Annotated in this window: 14 protein-coding genes and 4 pseudogenes; 11 read left to right on the top strand and 7 right to left on the bottom strand. The window is 67.5% G+C overall.

Annotated elements, in window-relative coordinates; translation table 11 throughout:
• Nucleotides 1–211 precede the first annotated feature (211 nt).
• The gene (locus RHA1_RS49815) at nucleotides 212–490 is read left to right on the top strand and encodes a hypothetical protein (protein WP_007296727.1); all 279 of its coding nucleotides are present in this window, start codon (nucleotides 212–214) and stop codon (nucleotides 488–490) included.
• Between the two features lie 194 nt (nucleotides 491–684).
• On the opposite strand, the gene RHA1_RS37085 is transcribed toward RHA1_RS49815, so the two are convergent.
• Together RHA1_RS37085 and RHA1_RS37090 are read right to left on the bottom strand one after the other, a co-directional pair.
• A complete protein-coding gene (locus tag RHA1_RS37085) occupies nucleotides 685–1461 on the bottom strand; it encodes a DUF998 domain-containing protein (RefSeq protein ID WP_011599196.1) in 777 nt (258 codons plus the stop codon).
• 47 nt (nucleotides 1462–1508) lie between these two features.
• The gene (locus tag RHA1_RS37090) at nucleotides 1509–1946 is read right to left on the bottom strand and encodes a hypothetical protein (protein WP_011599197.1); all 438 of its coding nucleotides are present in this window, start codon (nucleotides 1944–1946) and stop codon (nucleotides 1509–1511) included.
• Nucleotides 1947–2308: 362 nt separating this feature from the next.
• Here RHA1_RS37090 and RHA1_RS37095 point away from each other — a divergent pair.
• The 3 genes and pseudogenes from RHA1_RS37095 to RHA1_RS37105 form a co-directional block, all read left to right on the top strand.
• Nucleotides 2309–2599: pseudogene (locus RHA1_RS37095) on the top strand (hypothetical protein); the annotation flags it as partial.
• Nucleotides 2600–2647: 48 nt separating this feature from the next.
• The gene (locus RHA1_RS37100; protein WP_011599198.1) at nucleotides 2648–3730 is read left to right on the top strand and encodes an IS630 family transposase; all 1083 of its coding nucleotides are present in this window, start codon (nucleotides 2648–2650) and stop codon (nucleotides 3728–3730) included.
• A gap of 15 nt (nucleotides 3731–3745) precedes the next feature.
• Nucleotides 3746–4147: pseudogene (locus tag RHA1_RS37105) on the top strand (ZIP family metal transporter); the annotation flags it as partial.
• Nucleotides 4148–4981: 834 nt separating this feature from the next.
• Here RHA1_RS37105 and RHA1_RS37115 read toward each other — a convergent pair.
• Nucleotides 4982–6451 carry an aminotransferase class I/II-fold pyridoxal phosphate-dependent enzyme gene (locus RHA1_RS37115; RefSeq protein ID WP_007297490.1) on the bottom strand — a complete coding sequence of 490 codons (1470 nt, stop codon included), beginning with the start codon at nucleotides 6449–6451 and terminating at the stop codon, nucleotides 4982–4984.
• A 259-nt stretch (nucleotides 6452–6710) separates the two neighbouring features.
• Here RHA1_RS37115 and RHA1_RS37120 point away from each other — a divergent pair, with 259 nt between their 5' ends.
• The gene (locus RHA1_RS37120) at nucleotides 6711–7787 is read left to right on the top strand and encodes a C45 family autoproteolytic acyltransferase/hydrolase (RefSeq protein WP_007297491.1); all 1077 of its coding nucleotides are present in this window, start codon (nucleotides 6711–6713) and stop codon (nucleotides 7785–7787) included.
• A 242-nt stretch (nucleotides 7788–8029) separates the two neighbouring features.
• Here RHA1_RS37120 and RHA1_RS37125 read toward each other — a convergent pair whose 3' ends face one another.
• A complete protein-coding gene (locus RHA1_RS37125; protein WP_011599201.1) occupies nucleotides 8030–8638 on the bottom strand; it encodes an Rv1733c family protein in 609 nt (202 codons plus the stop codon).
• Nucleotides 8639–8778: 140 nt separating this feature from the next.
• On the opposite strand from RHA1_RS37125, the gene RHA1_RS37130 reads away from it, so the two are divergent.
• Complete coding sequence (locus RHA1_RS37130) at nucleotides 8779–9942, top strand: patatin-like phospholipase family protein (protein ID WP_007297494.1); 1164 nt, start codon at nucleotides 8779–8781, stop codon at nucleotides 9940–9942.
• A gap of 88 nt (nucleotides 9943–10030) precedes the next feature.
• Here RHA1_RS37130 and RHA1_RS37135 read toward each other — a convergent pair.
• Nucleotides 10031–11224: pseudogene (locus RHA1_RS37135) on the bottom strand (IS110 family RNA-guided transposase).
• A gap of 262 nt (nucleotides 11225–11486) precedes the next feature.
• Here RHA1_RS37135 and RHA1_RS37140 point away from each other — a divergent pair.
• A complete protein-coding gene (locus RHA1_RS37140; protein WP_007297498.1) occupies nucleotides 11487–11936 on the top strand; it encodes a DUF1931 family protein in 450 nt (149 codons plus the stop codon).
• Nucleotides 11937–12368: 432 nt separating this feature from the next.
• Here the strand turns inward: RHA1_RS37140 and RHA1_RS52480 are convergent.
• Nucleotides 12369–12853: pseudogene (locus RHA1_RS52480) on the bottom strand (dihydrofolate reductase family protein); the annotation flags it as partial.
• Between the two features lie 860 nt (nucleotides 12854–13713).
• Between RHA1_RS52480 and phoU the strand changes: the two are divergent.
• Entirely contained in the window at nucleotides 13714–14361 is a 648-nt protein-coding gene (gene phoU / locus RHA1_RS37150) for a phosphate signaling complex protein PhoU (protein ID WP_007297502.1), read from the top strand.
• A gap of 657 nt (nucleotides 14362–15018) precedes the next feature.
• Here phoU and RHA1_RS37155 read toward each other — a convergent pair.
• The gene (locus tag RHA1_RS37155) at nucleotides 15019–15555 is read right to left on the bottom strand and encodes a DUF488 domain-containing protein (RefSeq protein WP_007297503.1); all 537 of its coding nucleotides are present in this window, start codon (nucleotides 15553–15555) and stop codon (nucleotides 15019–15021) included.
• A gap of 300 nt (nucleotides 15556–15855) precedes the next feature.
• Between RHA1_RS37155 and RHA1_RS37160 the strand changes: the two genes are divergently transcribed.
• The 3 genes from RHA1_RS37160 to RHA1_RS37170 all read left to right on the top strand — a co-directional run bounded on the left by RHA1_RS37160 (nucleotide 15856) and on the right by RHA1_RS37170 (nucleotide 18579).
• The gene (locus RHA1_RS37160) at nucleotides 15856–16536 is read left to right on the top strand and encodes a TetR/AcrR family transcriptional regulator (protein ID WP_007297504.1); all 681 of its coding nucleotides are present in this window, start codon (nucleotides 15856–15858) and stop codon (nucleotides 16534–16536) included.
• Between the two features lie 179 nt (nucleotides 16537–16715).
• Complete coding sequence (locus RHA1_RS37165) at nucleotides 16716–17027, top strand: hypothetical protein (protein WP_007297505.1); 312 nt, start codon at nucleotides 16716–16718, stop codon at nucleotides 17025–17027.
• 331 nt (nucleotides 17028–17358) lie between these two features.
• Nucleotides 17359–18579 carry a L,D-transpeptidase gene (locus RHA1_RS37170; RefSeq protein ID WP_007297506.1) on the top strand — a complete coding sequence of 407 codons (1221 nt, stop codon included), beginning with the start codon at nucleotides 17359–17361 and terminating at the stop codon, nucleotides 18577–18579.
• Nucleotides 18580–18756 lie beyond the last annotated feature (177 nt).

Below are 18756 nucleotides of genomic sequence, written 5' to 3' on the forward strand. Positions count from 1 at the left end.
ATCACCCCGTGCCGGTGCCTACCCGACAAGGTCGCTCACCGAACTGCTCTACGACCCACCGCCGTGGCAACCCAACCCTTCACCCTCCCACCGGCCTTCTGCCACTGTCGCCATCGGCGAGAACGGCCACGTGGCAGACGCACCGCGTCCACCGTCGCCCCACGGCACGGACAACCTTCCTACCCACCACAACTACACGAGGAGCACCGTCATGACCTGTCGGCACGTGACCACCGACCACAACGAGATCCGCCTCTGGATCCAAACCCACCACGGCGCACCCGCCCGCATCACACCCCCGGCCCGCACCGGCGACGCGCAACTGTGCATCGACTTCCTCGGCCTGAGCACCCCGAACCTCGAGCACCTCGGGTGGCAGGACTGGTTCACCGCGTTCGACGCGCAGTCACTCGCCCTGAGCTACCCCGACACCGCACCATCTCGCGGCCCCGGGATGTGGGAGCTGGTCCACCGCCCCCACACACGGTGAGATCCCGGCCCGCCTCCGCGGAATATCCCTGGGCTCGACGAGCACGCCCGAGAATTGTGACGGCGGCCGGCGGTCGGACCCGTTCCGGGACTACCGACGCGGCATCGAGCGTCACTTCCGCCACGCGGGGAGGCGGATGGTGGGGCGGTGTCGGTCCGCAGCTCACCGGCGATCATCGGAGCCTCCCCCACTCCTCATTCTTCGGCGGACCCGGGGTGCGGCGACGATGCGCGCGAGGTAATCGCGACCGCCAGCGGCCACACCGGCTGGGCGAACACGCACACCCGCTCCGCCAACCCGAGCAACGACCACCCATCGATGGCGGCACCGGCCAACCAACCCAGCAACCCGAGCAGCACCGCCGCCGCGGCGATCGCCACCGGCGCCCGGCACGCCGCCGCGGCGTCCGGTTCGCGGGAGATCACCAGAATCGGCCACACCGCGATCAACAGCGCCCCCACCGCCGTTGCGGCCACGTGCACCGGCACCGCCCGAGGCGCCGGCGGGAACACCGTCAGCACGAATCCGCACAAGCCCGCCAACGCCAGCGTGATCCGGGCCGGCATCCGCAGCACCCGCAACCCCACCGCGGTGACGACGTAACAGCAGGCGACCGCCAGGAACCCGGCGGTCATCACGGCATGACCGTGTCCATGGGCGGCCAGCGTGCTCAGTGTCTGCCCCAACGGGCTGTAGCCCGGCGGCTGCATCCACCGAGCCGCCGTCGCGGTCACCACCAGGATCACCGGGGACAGTGCCGCGGCCAGCAACGCCCACACCGGCACCACCGGTGCAGTCGCACGCGGTCCGCGACGCCGCCGCGCCCACTGCGGCACACCACCGGAGGCGAATGCCCGAACCTGCTCACACGGACCGGTCCGAGCGCCGACGCGGCGATCGTCGGTGCAGGGCCAAATCTGCCGGTCGCTGCCCGCCGCCGCGGCGGCGCCTGGGGCTACCCGCGGGCTCATGTTCTCCACCGCTCCACATCCTTGTAGGCCGTTCCGCCGAATCACCTCTACGCCGCGTCGGCATCGAGGAGATAGTCCAACCACACCACGGCATCGATGAGGATTTGGGTCCGCACCGACGCCTCACCACCGTCCGGTAACGGCGCCTGCGACCGGTGGCCGTGCGCCGCGATCGTCAGCACCGAATCGAGCAGCCACCGAGCCGGAATCGGCAACAGTTCCTGCCCGAGACCCCGCTGATCGTGCGCAATGAATAACACGGCAACGAAACTGTCGACGGCATGGGTGACACCGGCCCGGGCGGTGACCACCTCGGCGATCGTCATCACTAACCAATCCAACACCGATTCGAAAAGGGCCCGCCCACGTTCGCACTTCAACTGGCAGACCTCGTCCGCCAGAGCCTCCACCTCGCGGTCGCCGACAAGTTCGAGCAACCTCCCGCCACACCGGGCAGCATCTTTACCCGAATTGTGTACGTCCATGATGAAAGGATTCCCACACCAACACATTCCACACCCACGAACAGACAATGAAAGAGGATTCCCCCGAGTAGCGGCGGCGAAGGTGCACCCCGCGCGGAGGTCTGCGCACAGGGCGGGGTCACAAATCACGGCGAGCGAACCGAACAGAACCCTGAGATGAATCCCGCCCTTCCTCGGCCTCGTGCGTGACCCGTCCTCCGGCCATGTGAAAACCGTCGCCCCACCACTTCCCGCTGGCGGGGTGTGTCGCCATTCGCACATACAACCCCGCCAGTCACGCACGCGGTGCGCTCATGTATCCGGGCCCGGGCATCGACTATCTCCTCACACCGCCGAAGGCACGTCCGGATACCATCCCCCGCATGCTGACTGCCGTGCTGTATGGACTGGGGACTGCACTGCCTTTGCTGGTCGGGGCCGGCGTCGGCCTCCGGTACAACCTGCCCAGACCACTCCTCGCCGCGCTGATGGCGTTCGGGGCCGGCACCATGGTCGCCGCGGTCTCCACTGAACTGTTCCAGCCGGCGTTCGAGACCGAAGGCATCTGGGGGGCTGGTGCGGCCCTGTTCGCGGGCGCACTGGTCTACGTCGTCGCCGACCACGTGATCGAGAACAAACTCGGCGCCGGCGCCCTCGGATGGGCTCTGATGCTAGTGGTGTGTCTCGCAAATAATTCTTGATCGATTCGATAGAATCCGTACATGAGGAACCCGGTACCAGCTTTGGAGATTTCCGATGGGCAGCGCGTTGTACTCGAGTCGTTGGCGCGCTCGCAGTCGGGTGCACATCGGGAGGTGGTGCGGGCCAAGGCGTTGTTGATGGCGGCCGAGGGCTTGGCTAACACTGCTATCGCGCAGGCGTTGTCGGTATCGCCGGGATCGGTGGCGAACTGGCGGGTGCGGTTCGCCGAGGACGGCATGGCGCGGTTGGGTGAGGTGCGCAAGGGTCGTGGTCGCAAGCCCTCGATCCCGCAGGAGAAGATCGAGGAGATCGTGGACCTGACGCAGAACTACCGCCCGAAAGGCGAGACTCATTGGAGTTGCCGGACGATGGCAGAGTATGTCGGGGTCTCCAAGGACACCGTCCAGCGCGTGTGGTCTGCTCGCGGACTCAAGCCGCACCGGGTCGAGACGTTCAAACTGTCGAATGATCCGCGATTCGAGGACAAGCTCGTCGACGTCGTCGGTCTGTATCTGAACCCGCCCGAGCGGGCGATCGTGTTGTGCGCGGACGAGAAGTCGTCGGTGCAAGCCCTCGACCGGACCCAGGCCTCGCTCCCGATGATCAAGGGCCGCGGCGAGACGATGACCCACGACTACAAGCGTCACGGCACCACCACCTTGTTTGCCGCGCTCGACGTCCTTACCGGCAAGGTGATCGGCCAGTGCCTGCCGCGCCACCGTCACCAGGAGTTCTTGAGATTTCTGCGCACCATCGACCGTGAGGTGCCCAAGGACTTGGAGATCCATCTGATCCTGGACAACTACGCCACCCACAAGCACGAGAAGGTCCGGGCTTGGCTCGATAAGCATCCACGGTTCCACCTGCACTTCACTCCCACCTCCTCCTCGTGGCTTAATCTCGTCGAACGTTGGTTCCGAGAGCTGACAGATAAAGCTCTGCGGCGCGGGGTCTTTCACTCCGTACCGCACCTCATCGCCTCCATTGAGGAATACCTCGATGCCCACAATGAAAGCCCCCGACCGTACGAATGGACCGCGACCGCCGAATCCATCCTCGCCAAGGTTGCGCGCGGCCGCGTCGCACTGGAAAAGATCAGCTAAATCAGAGACACACCACTAGGTGCCCTACTCGACGGCGTACCGGAAAACACGGCACTCGGGGTCACCCTCGGCGGCACCGGCGGGATCGTGCTGCTCGTCGCGGTCGCGGTCGGCAACGTCCCCGAGGCCGTCGCCGGGGCGGCGTCGATGCGCGCCCAACCCGGTTTCAACCGTCTGCGAGCCTTCGCCGTGTGGGCAGCGACCGCAGCGCTACTCGTCCTCGTCGTCATCGGGGCGAATCTGGTCTCCGACCAGATCTCCGACGGCGCGATCGCCACCATCCAGGCCTTCGCCGGCGGCGCGACCATCGCCGTACTGGCGGATTCGTTGATGCCCGAGGCCTACAAGGAAGGCGGTTGGTGGGTCGGTCTGTCCACCGCGCTGGGATTCCTCGTCGCATTCGGACTCGGAGCATAAGCAGCCATGACGTCCTGTCCCTGCCGGACCATGGGTGCGGCCGCTCCCCCATATTGGTGTCCCGGGGGTGCCCTGTCGGAATGGTCGCAGCTCGCAGCAGGTCCGGGCTCGCCGAGACGGGCGCCCCCAGCCGAGTCGCCCGTCGCCGAGCCGGTGTTGACGATCCTGCCGTCCCGGCAACTACTGACGGTATGGAGCACCGCCGTCTTGCGGTACCGTCGATGTCCCAAATCTGTGCGCTCGCCCGGTGTGCCGCCGATTCGGCCGACATGGTCCAGCAGTCGGGCCCACCGACACGGCCGGATTCTGCCCCCTGCACGGACATTGAACCCCGGCGAGGCTCACCGTGGTGGACAGGAGGAACAGTGAGCGCGTGGGCTCAGTGGATCCTCGCGGTACTTTCTACGCAGGTGCTCGGCGGTCTCGGTGTGTACCAGCTGTGGTGGAGGCCCCGGGTGCGCAATGTGAGGTTGGCGCGTTGGATCGAGCAGGGCGGTCCCTGGGTAATTTTGGGGACCTGCTCCGGGCCGGTTGAGGTGCAGGTCCGCGACGGCGGTGTCATCCGTCGGTGACCGCTCGACGCCGCCGACGACCGTCGCCGCCGCGTCTTCGAACTTCTCGACGAGTACGGGTGAAGTCGCGTGGACCCCGCCACGATCGTCGACCAACAGACATTCTTCTTGCCGGTGACCCATCGGCCTCACCAGTGACCGCGAGGCACTGAAATACCCCCAACACGAGACCCATCCGGGTCGTCGGCAATCAGCGTGCACCCGGACAGGCGGAAAGATCCCGGGCTGTCCGGGTGCCAGGGCTATCGACCGGGCTACACTGTCATCGTGACCCGGTGACCACCCGGATGCGGCGGAGGGTGCCGTCGGCGGCATCGGGTATTCCCATTCCGGCATCCACGCCGCTGCGCAGATAGTCGATCACCGGTCGGTCGAGTCGCTCTCCCGGCACCACCGCGGGAATGCCCGGTGGATACGGGGTCAGGGGTTCGGCCGCGATCCGCCCGGCGGCCCGGTCCGCGTCGACCATCTCCGCCGCGCCGAAGAACGCATCCCGCGGTGACATCACCGACTCGAGCTGCAGTTGTTCGGGACTCGGCAACGACACCGGCGGTGGCGGATCGAACGAGGCCGCCGCCTGAGCCAGCTCGTCGAGCGCGGTGACCAGCCGGCCGCTGGTGGTGTCGTCGTCGGCCATCGACAAGGTCGCTGCGATGCGACGGTGATCGTGCATGCCGACGTCGAGGTGGCAGTGCTCCCGCAACCAGTCGGTGCACTGGAACCCGGATACACCGAGTTCGCTGACATCGATGAGGACCTGCAACCGGTCGAGGTCGTGCGAGGCCTGCTCCCCGAGCAGCCGGTCCTCGAGCACGGTCAATCCGTCGATACCGGCGATCCGTTCCCTGGTGCTGGCGGCGAGCGCGAGAGCGCGGCCGAGCAGGTCCGTGCCGTGCTCGGCCATCTGCCGGCGCCACCCGTCGATGGCCGCGTACAGCATCACGTTCGGGCTCGTGGTCGTCAACAGGTCCGCGCACTGCGACAGGTGCGTGCCGTCGACCAGCTCCCCCTGCAGGTGATAGACCGATCCCTGCTCGAAACCGGCGCCCATCTTGTGGACGCTGACCACGCAGACGTCGGCGCAGGCGTCCATCGCCCAGGTCGGCAGGTCGTCGTGGAAGGGAAGGTGCGCACCCCACGCCTCGTCCACGATCAGCGGCTTACCCCGCTCATGGCACACCCGTGCGATGGCGGCGAGGTCGGCGCACGTGCCGTACGGACTGGGGCTCACGATCAGCGCCCCGGCGGCGTCGGGGTACTTCTCCCACACAGCACGGACCTGGTCCGGGGACGGAGGATGAGAAAAGTGCATGTCCTCGTCCCAGCGCGGGGTGATCCAGCGGGGCGTCACACCACTGAAAATCAGTCCGGCGACGATCGACTTGTGCGAGTCGCGGGAGACCAACAAACCGCCGGGATCGTTTCCGGCGACGGCCAGCATCGCCGCCTTCACCGACAGTGAGCTGCCGCAGGTCGAGAAGAAGGCCCGCTCGGCCCGAACCGCGTCGGCCATCAGTTGCTCGGCCCGGGACAGGTACCCATTACTCGACCGACGGTCGTCCAGTCCGCCGGAGGCGAGCACGTCCGCACGGAACGGGTCGGCGCCGAGCACCTTCTTCACACGCTCATCCGCGCCTCGCCCCTGCCGATGCCCCGGTGGGGAGAACCCGTATCGGTCGAGCCGGTGGTACTGCTCCAACGCATCCAACAACGGTGCCTGCGACTGGTCCATACCCGAAGGGATACCCCCACCCCTGCGGCCCTGAACCTGGCGTCGGCTGCCAGCACCCCGCCCGGTTCCCGCGCCCTCCTCCCCCGCCGGGCGTACCGTAGATTCCTGTGCCCGACATCGGTGAGTTGGCGGCCTTCGACTTCACCGGCGACGACGAACTGCGTCGGTAACTACCCCCCCCGTGCCGCAGTCGACCAATCACCTCGAACCCGAACGGTGTTATACGACAGGGCAGTCGACAACGACGAGGGAAGGATCGATGACGGTCATCGAATGCACCGGGAACGGCCGCGAGCGTGGCCGCGCCCACGGTGAGCAGGCCCGCGACCTGGTCCACGCCGCCCTGGACCGGTGGCGCGAGGGCACGAGCACTCGAAGTCGCCGGCACCTCGCGTCGACCGGACTCCTCGCCGCGGTCGAGGCCGCCGTGCCCGACCTGGCCGAGGAGATGCGCGGCATCGCGGAGGCGACCGCGGTTCCGTTCGCGGAGATCCTCGCGTACAACTTCATGGACGAACAGTGGTGGATGCACCGCGAGCACCTCGAACTCGGCTGCAGTGTCATCGGACGAGCCCACACCAATGGGGTGTTCCTCGCCCAGAACATGGACCTGCCCGATTTCATGGACCGATCCCAGGTCGTTCTACGCCTCCGCCCCGAGACCGGCCCGGAGGCGCTCGTACTGAGCTCGGCGGGAATGATCGGATTGACCGGGATCAACGCCGCCGGCGTCGGAATCTGCGTGAACGCCCTCGGCATGCTGCACCACGACTCCACCGGCCTGCCGGTCGCGGCCGTGATCCGAGGCGCCCTCGCTCATTCGTCCCGCGACCAGGCGGTGGATTTCCTGCACCGTATCTCGCACGCGAGCGGGCAACACTACGCGCTGTCCGATGCCCACGGTTTCCACGGCGTCGAGTGTTCGTCGGCCGCAGTCGTTGTCAGTTGCCCGGCAGGGTCGCCCCTGCTGTTCCACACCAATCATCCACTGGCGAACAGTGACCTCGACCCGGCCGCCGAGCGCGAATTGGAGCGGGAGGGACGGATCACCGATTCCCGGGTTCGCCTCGCCTTCCTGGAAACGATGGTGGCGTCGGTCCGGGACCGGTCCGCCGCCGAGCGCGTCCTCGCCGACCGCACCGCACCCCTGTGCGTCACACCCCGGCCAGGCCGCCGGACGCAGACGTTCGGGGCCGTCGCCTTCGAGTTCGGCACAACCCCGCCGACAGCCCGCTTCTGCCTCGGCCTACCCGACCAGCAGCCCTGGATCGAACCCGGATGGCGTTCATCACCCCACCCGGTCACCTGCGGTCGCCCGCCGGGCGAAGCAGGGTAGTGCGTGCCCACTGACGATCCGATATCGATGACGAGGTAAGAGTCACCGGGTCCACCGTGCCAGGGGGACCGGGCGGGATCGGCCACAGGAGGCCCGACGCGGCGCGGCCTGCCCTCACCCTGGTCGACGTCGTGATGAGCATCAGCCCACCCACCGCGAACGTCGTCCAGGGCTCTGGTCGACCCGCGCATGGGGGCCGCTCTCCGAGGCGCATCGGCGCCTCTTTTCGGGCAGGGTGTTCGTCATGACTGGCCAGGGTCTGCGCCGAACCGGCTCCATTCGCGATCCCACCTGCGCATCCGTTGCCGGAGCAGGATCCGGTGCAGACCGACGAGGACCAGGTTGGCCACGCCGGCACCCAGTGCCCATACCCCGCAGGCGGCGGTCACCGCTACTGCCGCGTTCTGTGTGCCCGATCGGCCGGGATCGGCGAGGTTGCCGGCGGCATCGACCAGGACGGTGACCGTCTGCCCGGCCGTCGCGCCGGCGGCGGTGGGGACCACACCGGTGCGCTCTCTGCCCGCGGCCGACCACCGCGCCAGGGCGCTGTCACCGGGCTCGGGGTGTTGGAGTGAGGCTTCGATGTGGGCAGCGGGGTGGGCGTCGCCGAGCAGCACCGCGGGAACCGGACGCACCGTGGTGCGGACGATCTCGGCCTGGCGCTGCATGCGGGTGTAGGTCGCCGTCCCGAACGAGGCGGCGAACGGCACCAGCGCCGCCAAGACCATCGCAGTCACCAGCAGCGCGACTGCCTCGGCCCGGTCACCGCCCCGCATCAGCCGGTTGCGGCTCCAGGGCCGAAGTCGCCACCACCGCACCGGTGCCGGGACCGGAGCCGGATGTCGCATCATCGACCTCCATCGAGCGTCCCTTCACTCGATTGTGCGACCGGATCACCGGTTCGTGCACCCCACCCACCCGACCGGTGCGGCCGCGGACGACGACGCCGAGAATCCTCCGCCGGGTCACGGGCATTCGATATGGTCGGCGGGTGACCGACCGGGTGGGACTCGTGGTCGCGGGTGGTGGCGCCCGCGGCGCCTACGAGGCCGGTGCGATCACCTCGCTGCTTCCCCGGCTGGGCCGATCGCCGACGATCCTGGTCGGAACCAGCGCCGGCGCCCTGAACGTGGTCGGGCTGGCCGCAGGGGCCCATCACGGCATCGACCAGGCCGCCGAACGCGTGGTGTCGTTGTGGGATTCGGTGTCACTGGGCGATGTGTTCTCGGTGACCGGCAGCCTCACCAGGGGCGGCCTGCGGTATCTCGGGCAACTCGCCGGGTTGCCGATGCGGTTGCCGAGCCTGTTCGACACCACCCGAATGCGTGAGACCATCGGTGCCCTGGTCTCGTTCGAGAAGGTGCAGGAGAACATCGATCGGGGGCTGGTCGAGGCCGTGGCCGTCGCGGCCACCTCGGTGGCAACCGGCGGCACCGTCGTGTTCGTGCACAAACACCCCGCGATCGCCCTGCCACCATTCGACGCAAACCGCAACATCACCTACGTCGAAACCACATTGCAGCCCGAACACGTCCTCGCGTCGGCGGCCGTGCCGGCGCTGTTTCGGCCCATCCACATCGACACCCCGGCAGCGTGGGCCGGCTGGTACGTCGACGGCGGCGTCCGGCTGAACATGCCCCTCAAACCGGCTGTCCAGATGGGCGCCGGTCGGCTCGGTGTGGTCGCCACCCGCCCTCGGCACTGGCCGGTCGGGTTGCCCTCGCAGCAAACGACCGGCACCGGGGAGCCGGACTTGTTCAACACCGCCGCGGTGATCTTGCGGGCCATGCTCGCCGACCGGATGGTCGAGGACCTGCACCGTCTCGAAAGCCGCAACGCGGAAGCCCGGGCGCACCCTGAGGCGGTGCTCTATCGACACATCGACGTCGAATTCGCGGGGCCCCCGTTGGACCGGGCGAACAGTCTCGCCGTCCTCGCCGACGAGATCCTCCGTCAGCGCTTCCGCGGGCTGCAGCGTCTGCGGAATCCGCAACTGAGTCTGCTGGCGAAACTGTTCGGTGGCGAGTCCGCGCAACCCGCCGACCTGCTCAGTTTCCTGTTCTTCGACCCCGCCTTCACCACACCGGCGGCCGCCCTCGGACGGGCCGACGGCAGGCTCCGGTATCACCCCCGCCCGGCCGGGCACTCGCGGTAGTACCACGACAGGTCCCGACTGCCTCCGACACCGGCGAGCGGACCGGAACGATCCCGGTACAGCAAAGGGGGTGTCCCTATGGTTTTCGTCAAGCCGCTGAGGGGGTTGGATTCCGGTAGAGTTCCTTGTTCTTGAGCATGGCGTAGAGGACGTCGCAGCGGCGTCGGGCGAGGCAGATCAGGGCCGCGTTGTGTTTCTTCTTCTCGTCCCGTTTCTTGTCGTAGTAGGCGCGACTGGTGGGGTCGTGGAGGGCGGCGAAGGCGGACAGGAACAGGGCGCGTTTGAGTTTCTTGTTGCCGGAGCGGGCGGGGTGCTCGCCACGGATGGAGGATCCCGATTTTCGGGTGACCGGTGCGATGCCGGCATAGGCCGCCAGGTGGGCGGCGGAGGGGAAGGCGGAGCCGTCGCCGACCTCGATCAGGATCCGAGCTGCTGTCCTGACGCCGATGCCGGGCATCGAGGTCAGGACTGGGAAAGAGGGTGGTCATCGAGGGCCCTCTCCACGTCCGCGGCGACCGCTTTGCGTTGTAACAGGGTCTCTTTCAGTGAATCCGCGAGTTTGGGTAGAACGGTTTCGGCGGCCGTGGTGCCGGGCACCACCACGGCCTGCTCGTCGAGGGCGGCAAGGATGTCGGTGGCCAACCTGGCGCCCATTCGGGGTGCGTGCTTGACCGCGATCGCGGTGAGCTTGCGCTTGCCGGCCTGCCGGATTCCGGCCGGCCCGCCGCAGCGGGAGAGGATCTCGAGGACCGCCGGATGGGTTATGCGGGGGCCGAGGACCCGCTCGAGGGCCGGGTGGATGGAGGTGAGCAGGCCGCGGATGCGGCCCAATGACCCGGGTGGCCTCACCGGCAAGGTCGTCGTCGAATCCGACGAGGACCTCGAGCTCGGCGAGGGCCTCGTCGCCGGTATCGACCCGGCGCAGGGTGTGCGGCATGGTGCGGGCGGTATCGGCGATGATGAACGCGTCTCGGGCGTCGGTTTTCGCCTGTCCGGGGTACAGGTCGGCGATGCGGCGCATCGCCAGTCCGGGCAGGTAGCCGACCTCGTGGCCGCCTACGCGGGCCACGGTGACCGGCAGGGCGCCGATCGTATTGGGTTGGTCGACGACCACCAGCACCGATCCGTGGCTGGCCAGGCGGTCGAAGACCGCCCGCAGCTTCGCTTCGTCGTTCGGCAACGCCTTGTCGTAGATCTTCTTTCCGGCGGCGGTCAGTCCGACGGCGTGGTGTTCGCCTTTGCCGACGTCGATGCCGCAGTACACCGCATAGTTCGAGTCCATTCAGGGGTCGTCCCTTGTGTCTCGGTCGGCCGGTCGCCGATCCGGCATCGACGCCCGGCACCCACGTTACAAAGAGACCTACCCAATTTCGGTTGGCCGTGTCCCTATTAGCGGTCCGTCGACGCCACCACACCCGGCGTCACCACCCCCCGGATCATGCGAGAGACAGGGGCAAGGAGTCATACCGGGTCTGGCGACCGTAGCCCTTCTGTGAAGGACCGTGAATAAGGTAACGGGCGTGAGTGAGAGGAGGTGTGTACGGATGACCGTGATGGATGTGGCGGCATTTCAGCGTCTGTTTCGGCGGGCGGCCGGGATCGACGTCGACGGCACCGACCTCACCCGCTACAACGCCGTGGTCACCCGCAAACTCTACGACCTACTGCTGGCCGGGCAGGCGTCTGCGGCGAGCCACCGCCGGTACATCATCGAACCCGAGGACCTGCCGATCACCCCCGGAATGCAGACAAACATCCGCATCTTCGCCTCCTTCGAGCACCGGATCGAACTGGAGCGCATCCTCGCTCAACTGGCCCTGTATCCACCGCTCGACCGGATTCCGGCGACCGAAACGAAAGCCCTGTTCCCGGACATCGTCGGCGGCCTCAGCGTCGCGCCCGCCCGCACCCTCGCAATCGTCCACCCCGGTATCGCGGCGCCGCAACCCGAACACTGGGAAAAGCTACGCACCCTCATCGACCTGTACCTGTAAGCGAACGGCCCGGCTCCGCTGATCGTGGAGCGGTGCATCCGGGCGCCATCCTTGGCACAGTCTCCTTGCCTGGCGCGGGCGTCACAGGGTGCTCTCATCTGGTGCTGGCGCAATCCGTCCGCGCGGCGCAGTCTCGACAGTGGGGAGGAGTAACCGGTGCCCGGCGGCACCCGGCGACCCCTCCGTCGGAGTCGTCCACGTCGTTACGGATGCCCCTGATCGTCGACTACCTCGTCGGCACCGACACCGAGATCGCCGACGGCCGCGGTGCGTTGACTGGGGTCACACAAAGCAGGGAGAGGCGTGCGAGCTGGGTTCGGGTGGGCTGGCGCGATGAGCCCTTGATGAACCCTTGAGAGAGTGCCGATGTTTCACGGCGACCACCCGACACCATCGATGTGGCCCTGCCTCTTCCGTTCTCGGCTTTTCACATCAGGTTTGGCTGCGTGACGGGGTGGGTGCATGAACGCACTCAGAAATGACGGTGGGCTGGTAGACGAACTCTTGGACGTTGTTGTCGAGTGTCCGGTTCTCGACCAGCTCCAGGTCGAAGTCCGTCGCCCCTTGGAAGATCGGGTGATCGCCAGCCTGAGCGTGATCACCGGGAACAGCGTCACCTGCTGGCGGTCGACGAGGCCGGCGGCCATCAGCGTCCGGGTCATCGACAGGCTGCCGTGCGAGCGCAACGGCACCTCGGACTCCTCCTTGAGCCGGGCGTCGACGTCGACGCCGTCACCGCTCACGACGGTCGCGTCCGTCCAGTCGAGAGGTCCTTCCCGCGTCGTCGACACCACCGTCGCCGGCAGGCTCCTCATCTAGGTGGCCCACGGGTCGAGCACCGACTCCTCGGTGCTCGAGGCCAACAGCTGTGTGAACGCCCGACAGGTGTTGGCTCCGAATATCATCCGCTGCTCTGCCGTTCTGGAACCGCGCCCGGCAGCACCTGTGCCCGCAGTACCGGCACGGTTGGTGACAACAATTTGATGACACCCCGCTATCCGGACCCCGCCGTGAGGCGGGCGGTTCAGGCCGGAGGAAGCAGCGGCGGTACCCGGCGAAGACGCCCACACGGTCGCAGCCGGTAGAGATGCGGGGCAGCACGGCATCGGGCCCGGTCGCTCTACGGGACTGACCATCTCCTAGAACATCATCTGGACAGTCGGGACGACCATCACCGTCAATCGCGCCTCCGCCCTTCCCGGTGGCCGATGCCGTTCAGTCACATGGCGGTGCGTCGTCGTCGCTCGAATCAGGCTCTTCGGCAGCGCGGATTCCGGCCCTCGATCACTGCCGGGGTGTGCAGGGGTCGGCGAATCGAAGCAGCACTGGCATCGACCTTCTTTAACCGTCCTCGGTGGCCGGACAACGAGGACGGCCAAGGCCACGACCGGGGCGCCATCGAGTCGCATATCGATTGCGCACCGGTTCAGGACATTGTCACGGATTCGGCGTACACGTTCCGCGCCCGAGCCGAGGGCACCACAGTCACCTACCTGCTTCCGGCCGACCGTTCCGAGGCAGCGTCGGGGCGCGCCTACCCGAAGCCGTGGACGAGGGGATCGCCGACCGCTGAGGACCTCAAAGCCGAACAGCATCCGCCGGTAACGTTGCCCCGCATCCGAGCGGTGTACCCGGTGTCCCGCCGGCAGCGTCAGTCGTGTTTCGCGCCGGCGGGACCCTTCTCCCTAACCGGATCTCCCGCGCAGACTTTGCTGTCGACGACGGAAGCACCCAATCGGCTGCCGTTGTCAGTAGCGAATACACCAGGATGGTGCCCATGCGGATGAAGTTTCAGGAGAAACTCGATGCGCTGACCGACCGGTTGGCGTCGATGTGTCACCTGGCAGGACAGGCCGTCGAGTCGGCAACAGATGCCCTGGTGGTGGCCGATTTGCGCGGGGCAGAGCGGGTATTCGACCTCAGCGAGCAGATTGAGGCGTTGCGGGGTCCGTGTGAGGAGCAGGCGATGGCGCTGCTGGCGTTGCAGGCTCCGGTCGCGCGGGATCTGCGGCAGGTCATTACCGGGGTGCACCTGGTGACGGATCTGAGCCGGATGGGTGGGTTGGCGCAGCATGTGGCCGAAAGCGTGCGCCGCCGGCACCCGAACCACGTCACTTCTGGGGAAGCCGAGCAACTTCTCGGACGGATGGGGCGGTTGGCGGGCGCGTTGGCGGGTCTGGCCGAGCAGGTGCTGCGGACCCGAGATCCGGAGCTGGCCGCGGAACTGGACCGGCGCGACGACGAACTCGACAGCCCGCATCGTCGGTTGTTGGACCTGATTCAGAAGCCCGCGTGGTCCGACAGCGTCACCGCTGCGGTCGACGCGACCTTGCTCGGCCGCTTCTACGAACGATTCGGTGACCACACCGCGGTGGTCGGCCGCCGAGTGATCTTCTTGGTAACCGGAGAGCAGATGGCGCAGTAGCCCAAGTGCCCAGGGTCGGATGGCTTGCAGCGATGGCGTGGCTGCCATCCGTAAGCCTCCCGAGAAGTGGGTCCCTCGGCCCATTCCCGCCCGCGACGGGCGTGGTCAGTGCGCCGAGCAGGGCGTCGCGGCGGGCGGAGACGTCGACGACGAATTCCGGGTCCCCTGGGCAAAGCACAGTGTCGCCTGCACTACACCGGCACCACCCCGTCGTCGGCGACATCACCATCGACTACGAAACAATGCCGCGGCCCGCCGACCCCGGCCGGGTCCCGAACCTCAACAGCGTCGAACCCGTCCGCCGACGCCATGACCCTGCTCGCCCACTGGGCAGCCACCACGCTCGCCGCCATCGCATCCGCCGACCACCCGGCCTACACCACCCGGGAAAAGCGGTTCGGCGACTCCACCTCACGAAACGCGCCAGGTATCGACGTGCGATCATCGGCAACTCACCTCGGTCTCGCGGCGGCCACAGCCGGGTGCGTCCTGTGCGGCATCACGGTGTTCTGCTGCGTTTACCCTTTCTCCAGGGTGCGGTAGCTGGCGGTCCCCGCCAGTCGCGTCGTGCGCATCGTCTCGTCGGCACCCTGAATCTCGCTCGCGACCATATGTTTTCAGCACAGACAGGACACCACCACGGGGATGGTTGAGGAATCAATGCGTTACCCGAATGTCGTCCCACACCACTTGGCCGTCGGGTCGCACCCGAGCGCCGTCGGCCGGCAGGTGCGGAACTTGCCGGCCATCGTGCATGAGGTGCTCGACCTGCACCCCGGCCTGTAGCACCGCGACATCGGCGACAAGTCGGCGATGGCAACGCCACCACACGCTTTCGCTGCACATCATCGCCGGACGTTGCCGTGTCGCCTGGTCCAGCAATTCGGTGAAGGCCGCGGCGAATTCCGCGGTGCGAGTATGGGCGGCGTACGCGGCGAACTGTTCGACGCGCCACCAGGGGTCCTCGCACGGTGTTCCGCGCGGCAGGCGTCGGCGCCCACCCAGCCGCGGCTCGAGACGATATCCGATCCCCGCCTGCGGCAGCCACTGTGTCAGTGCCTCGCTGCTGACGTCGGGGTTGCGGCGGCTGCCGGGATACCGTCGGATATCGACGACGGCGTCGACGGCGGCGGCATGCAGCAACGCTGCGAGTGCCTCGCGATCGAGGCGGCCGTGTCCCACCGAAATCAACATCAGGCCACCTCATCGGAGAATGAACATCGTCGTCCTCCACTATCCACCGCGCGTGGACGGGACGAGATGGTGAGAGTGGACGTCGCGGTCTGCGCACCGTGCTGCCGCACGATCCTCCGCATACGTAGCTGACCACCCGGCAGCCCTGCTCTGGTACCCAATTCCGGAACCCGCGCATTTCGTTACGCCTGTGGACATGCGATTCGGCAAAGAATGCCACGATTTTCGACGCCAGCGGTTCGGCCGACGCCTCGGGCCGACTCGAGACCCATCTTCTGCGCCACCGTTTAGGATCGGGCGATGCCCCGGCTTTCCGCAGACGCCCGCCGCCACCAACTTCTCGAGGCGGCCCTATCCGTCGCCGAGGACCGCGGAATCGGGGACGTATCGCTGCGGGCGGTCGCCGAGGCCGCCGGAGTGTCCCTCGGGCTGTTGCACTACCGATTCGCCGACAAGAACGAACTCATCGCGGCGATGGCCGATGCCCTGATCGTCCAGATCAGCGACGGCCTGCGGCTGGCGTTCGGACAGATCGCCAGCGCCCCCCACCTGACCGGTGTCGACGGACTGCGGCGGGTGCTGCAGACCGGGATCGGGGCCCTGGTCCCGATCCTCGAATCCACCGCCGGACGGCAACTACTCACCTACGAGATCACCACCACGGCGCTCCGCCGCCGCGACACCGGGGACAGCGACGGCGGGCAGGTCGCCGACCGCCAATACCGCACCATGGACACCGAGGCCGTCGACTTCCTCCACCGGTGCGCGGAACGGACCGGCACCACCTGGCGCATCCCGGTCAGCCTCGTCGCCCGCTCCGCCCTCGCCGGGTTGGACGGGCTGGTGCTGCGGTGGCTGGTCGACCGGAACACCGATGCTCTGATCACTGGCCTCGACGACCTCATCTCGATGATCACAGTCAAGGCGATAGCGTCCCCCATCGATGCAACACCGGCGGTTCGTCCTATCTCGCGCGCGTAAATAGTCAGGTCCCAGATCCCGTGCAGCACACGACGGAACGACGGCCTTACTCATGTGAGGTGCCCGTTTTAGCTGCCGAGCCGCGCGACCCTCTGTACCGCCTGGGCGGGGTGCGTGATGTGATTCGGTCGAGGTGTCCGCGCTGTGCGATCCCGCGTGCACGGAAGAGGAGGGCCGGGATGATCGAAGTCGACTACATCGACGTGATCGGGGCGCAGTCCGTGCTCGAGGTGGCCGAAGTGGTCGCCGCGGCGCTCGGTGCCCGGATGGAGATGGGCGGCGAACCCGGCCTCATCGTGGTCACCGGAGCGCCCGATCCCGATCTCCGGATTGTCATCGGGCTGGCGATCAACGACCGCGGGTTACCCGACAGGTGGACCAGGCGAATCACGATCACCCACGAACGCGGTGGCGACGAACGGCGCCGCTGGGCCCAGTACCTCCACGGCGCCCTCACCGAACGTCGGAACTGGACCCTCACCTCACCATGAGTATCCGGCTGGGCCCTCCGGCCGAAGGGGTCAGACGACCGGAGGGTCCGGGCTGTCGCGTGGAGTTGTCGTCCGAGGTCACGCGGCAGCACGCCCACCGGATACCCCGACCCGACCGGTTCACTCCTGATCCCGTTCCGGCGTATTACGGGGTGCCACACCCCACATGGGCACCCCTCGACGCACACCGGCTCGCAGAAAAGGACGCGAGCACGCCACGTTGCAGGTGGGGCCGCGAGGGTAAGGGGCAATGCCGCGAGCTGCCTTGGGTGACCGCCGTCGCACAGGAACTGCACCCGCGCGTACCCTTCTGCACGGGAGAATCGGTGCCATGCACGCCCGCCGCCGTCTCGGTCAACTCGCCGCCGTTCTCGCAGTCCTGCTGCTCGCTGTCGCGGCTGCCTGCGCACCGTCCACCGAACAACCCGCTGGGCCGGCCACGCCGCCGCCGGGACCGAAGATCACCGTGTCCCCAGCCGACGGCACCGCCACGGTCAACCCGCTCGACCCGGTGTCGGTGAACACCACCGGTGGCACCCTCGAGACGGTCACCATGACCAACGACGAAGGCCGGGTCATCGAGGGCATCTTCACCCCCGACCGCCTGTCCTGGAAACCGGGAGTACCCCTCGGCTACGGCCGCACCTACACCCTCGCGGTGACCGCCATCGGCGACCAGGGTATTCGGAGCGAGAAGACCAGCACCTTCTCCACCGTCACCCCAGGAAACCAGACCAAACCCACCTTCGTCACCACCGGCGGGAACCTGCTCGCCGACGGCGGCACCTTCGGCGTCGGCATCGTCATCGTCACCCACTTCGACGAACCGATCACCGACCGCGCCGCCGCCGAGAAGGCCCTGCACGTAGAAGCCACACCCCCGGTCAACGGCTCCTGGTACTGGGCCGACGACCAGAACGTGCACTGGCGACCGGAGAACTACTGGACACCCGGCACCCAGGTCACCGTCCGCGCCGCCGTGTACGGCATTCCCCTCGGCGAAGGCCTCTTCGGACAGGAGGATGCGCAGACCTCGTTCACCATCGGTGACGCCCACATCTCCGTCGCTGACGACACCACCAAACAGGTCACCGTCACCGACAACGGGCAAGTGGTCCGCACGATGCCGACGTCGATGGGTCGTGGCGGCACCGAGGTCGTGGGCGGGCAGACCCTCTCGTTCTGGACCCAACCGGGCATCTACACCGTCATCAATAAGGCCAACCCGGTCATCATGGATTCCTCCACCTATGGGTTGCCGGTGAACTCCCGCCTCGGATACAAGGAAACGATCAACTACGCCACCCGCATCAGCAACGACGGCATCTACCTCCACGAACTCGCCGACACCATCTGGGCGCAGGGCAACACCAACGTCTCCCACGGGTGCCTGAACCTCAGCCCCGACAATGCCCGCTGGTTCTACGACTTCTCCGTGCCCGGCGACATCGTCGAGGTCCGCAATACCGGCGGCGCTCCCCTCGAGCTGTGGCAGAACGGCGACTGGTCGCTCCCGTGGGACCAATGGCAGGCCGGCAGCGCCCTGACCTGACGAGGAGACCGGGGCGGTCATGGCCGTCGCAGGAGCAGCTCGTGCGATCAGGCTGCGGTTGAGGGTTTCGTGACCGCCCCGATCCGGTTACCGTCAAGGGCGCAGGTTCAGACACCAGCCCGGCAGTCCACCCATCACCGCGGACGGGTGCCCGCCCACCTCGGCGGGGGAGCTCTC

Origin of the sequence: Rhodococcus jostii RHA1 (assembly GCF_000014565.1) — a bacterium.
Classification (GTDB): Bacteria; Actinomycetota; Actinomycetes; order Mycobacteriales; family Mycobacteriaceae; genus Rhodococcus_F; species Rhodococcus_F jostii_A.

What these genes read in the sequence shown, in the direction of transcription:
- RHA1_RS37100 (WP_011599198.1), top strand. Translation starts at nt 2,648, where the DNA reads ATGAGGAACCCGGTACCAGCTTTGGAGATTTCCGATGGGCAGCGCGTT.
- RHA1_RS37120 (WP_007297491.1), top strand. Translation starts at nt 6,711, where the DNA reads ATGACGGTCATCGAATGCACCGGGAACGGCCGCGAGCGTGGCCGCGCC.
- RHA1_RS37115 (WP_007297490.1), bottom strand. Translation starts at nt 6,451, where the DNA reads ATGGACCAGTCGCAGGCACCGTTGTTGGATGCGTTGGAGCAGTACCAC.
- RHA1_RS37140 (WP_007297498.1), top strand. Translation starts at nt 11,487, where the DNA reads ATGACCGTGATGGATGTGGCGGCATTTCAGCGTCTGTTTCGGCGGGCG.
- RHA1_RS37170 (WP_007297506.1), top strand. Translation starts at nt 17,359, where the DNA reads ATGCACGCCCGCCGCCGTCTCGGTCAACTCGCCGCCGTTCTCGCAGTC.
- phoU (WP_007297502.1), top strand. Translation starts at nt 13,714, where the DNA reads ATGCGGATGAAGTTTCAGGAGAAACTCGATGCGCTGACCGACCGGTTG.
- RHA1_RS49815 (WP_007296727.1), top strand. Translation starts at nt 212, where the DNA reads ATGACCTGTCGGCACGTGACCACCGACCACAACGAGATCCGCCTCTGG.
- RHA1_RS37165 (WP_007297505.1), top strand. Translation starts at nt 16,716, where the DNA reads ATGATCGAAGTCGACTACATCGACGTGATCGGGGCGCAGTCCGTGCTC.
- RHA1_RS37085 (WP_011599196.1), bottom strand. Translation starts at nt 1,461, where the DNA reads ATGAGCCCGCGGGTAGCCCCAGGCGCCGCCGCGGCGGCGGGCAGCGAC.
- RHA1_RS37090 (WP_011599197.1), bottom strand. Translation starts at nt 1,946, where the DNA reads ATGGACGTACACAATTCGGGTAAAGATGCTGCCCGGTGTGGCGGGAGG.
- RHA1_RS37125 (WP_011599201.1), bottom strand. Translation starts at nt 8,638, where the DNA reads ATGATGCGACATCCGGCTCCGGTCCCGGCACCGGTGCGGTGGTGGCGA.
- RHA1_RS37155 (WP_007297503.1), bottom strand. Translation starts at nt 15,555, where the DNA reads ATGTTGATTTCGGTGGGACACGGCCGCCTCGATCGCGAGGCACTCGCA.
- RHA1_RS37160 (WP_007297504.1), top strand. Translation starts at nt 15,856, where the DNA reads ATGCCCCGGCTTTCCGCAGACGCCCGCCGCCACCAACTTCTCGAGGCG.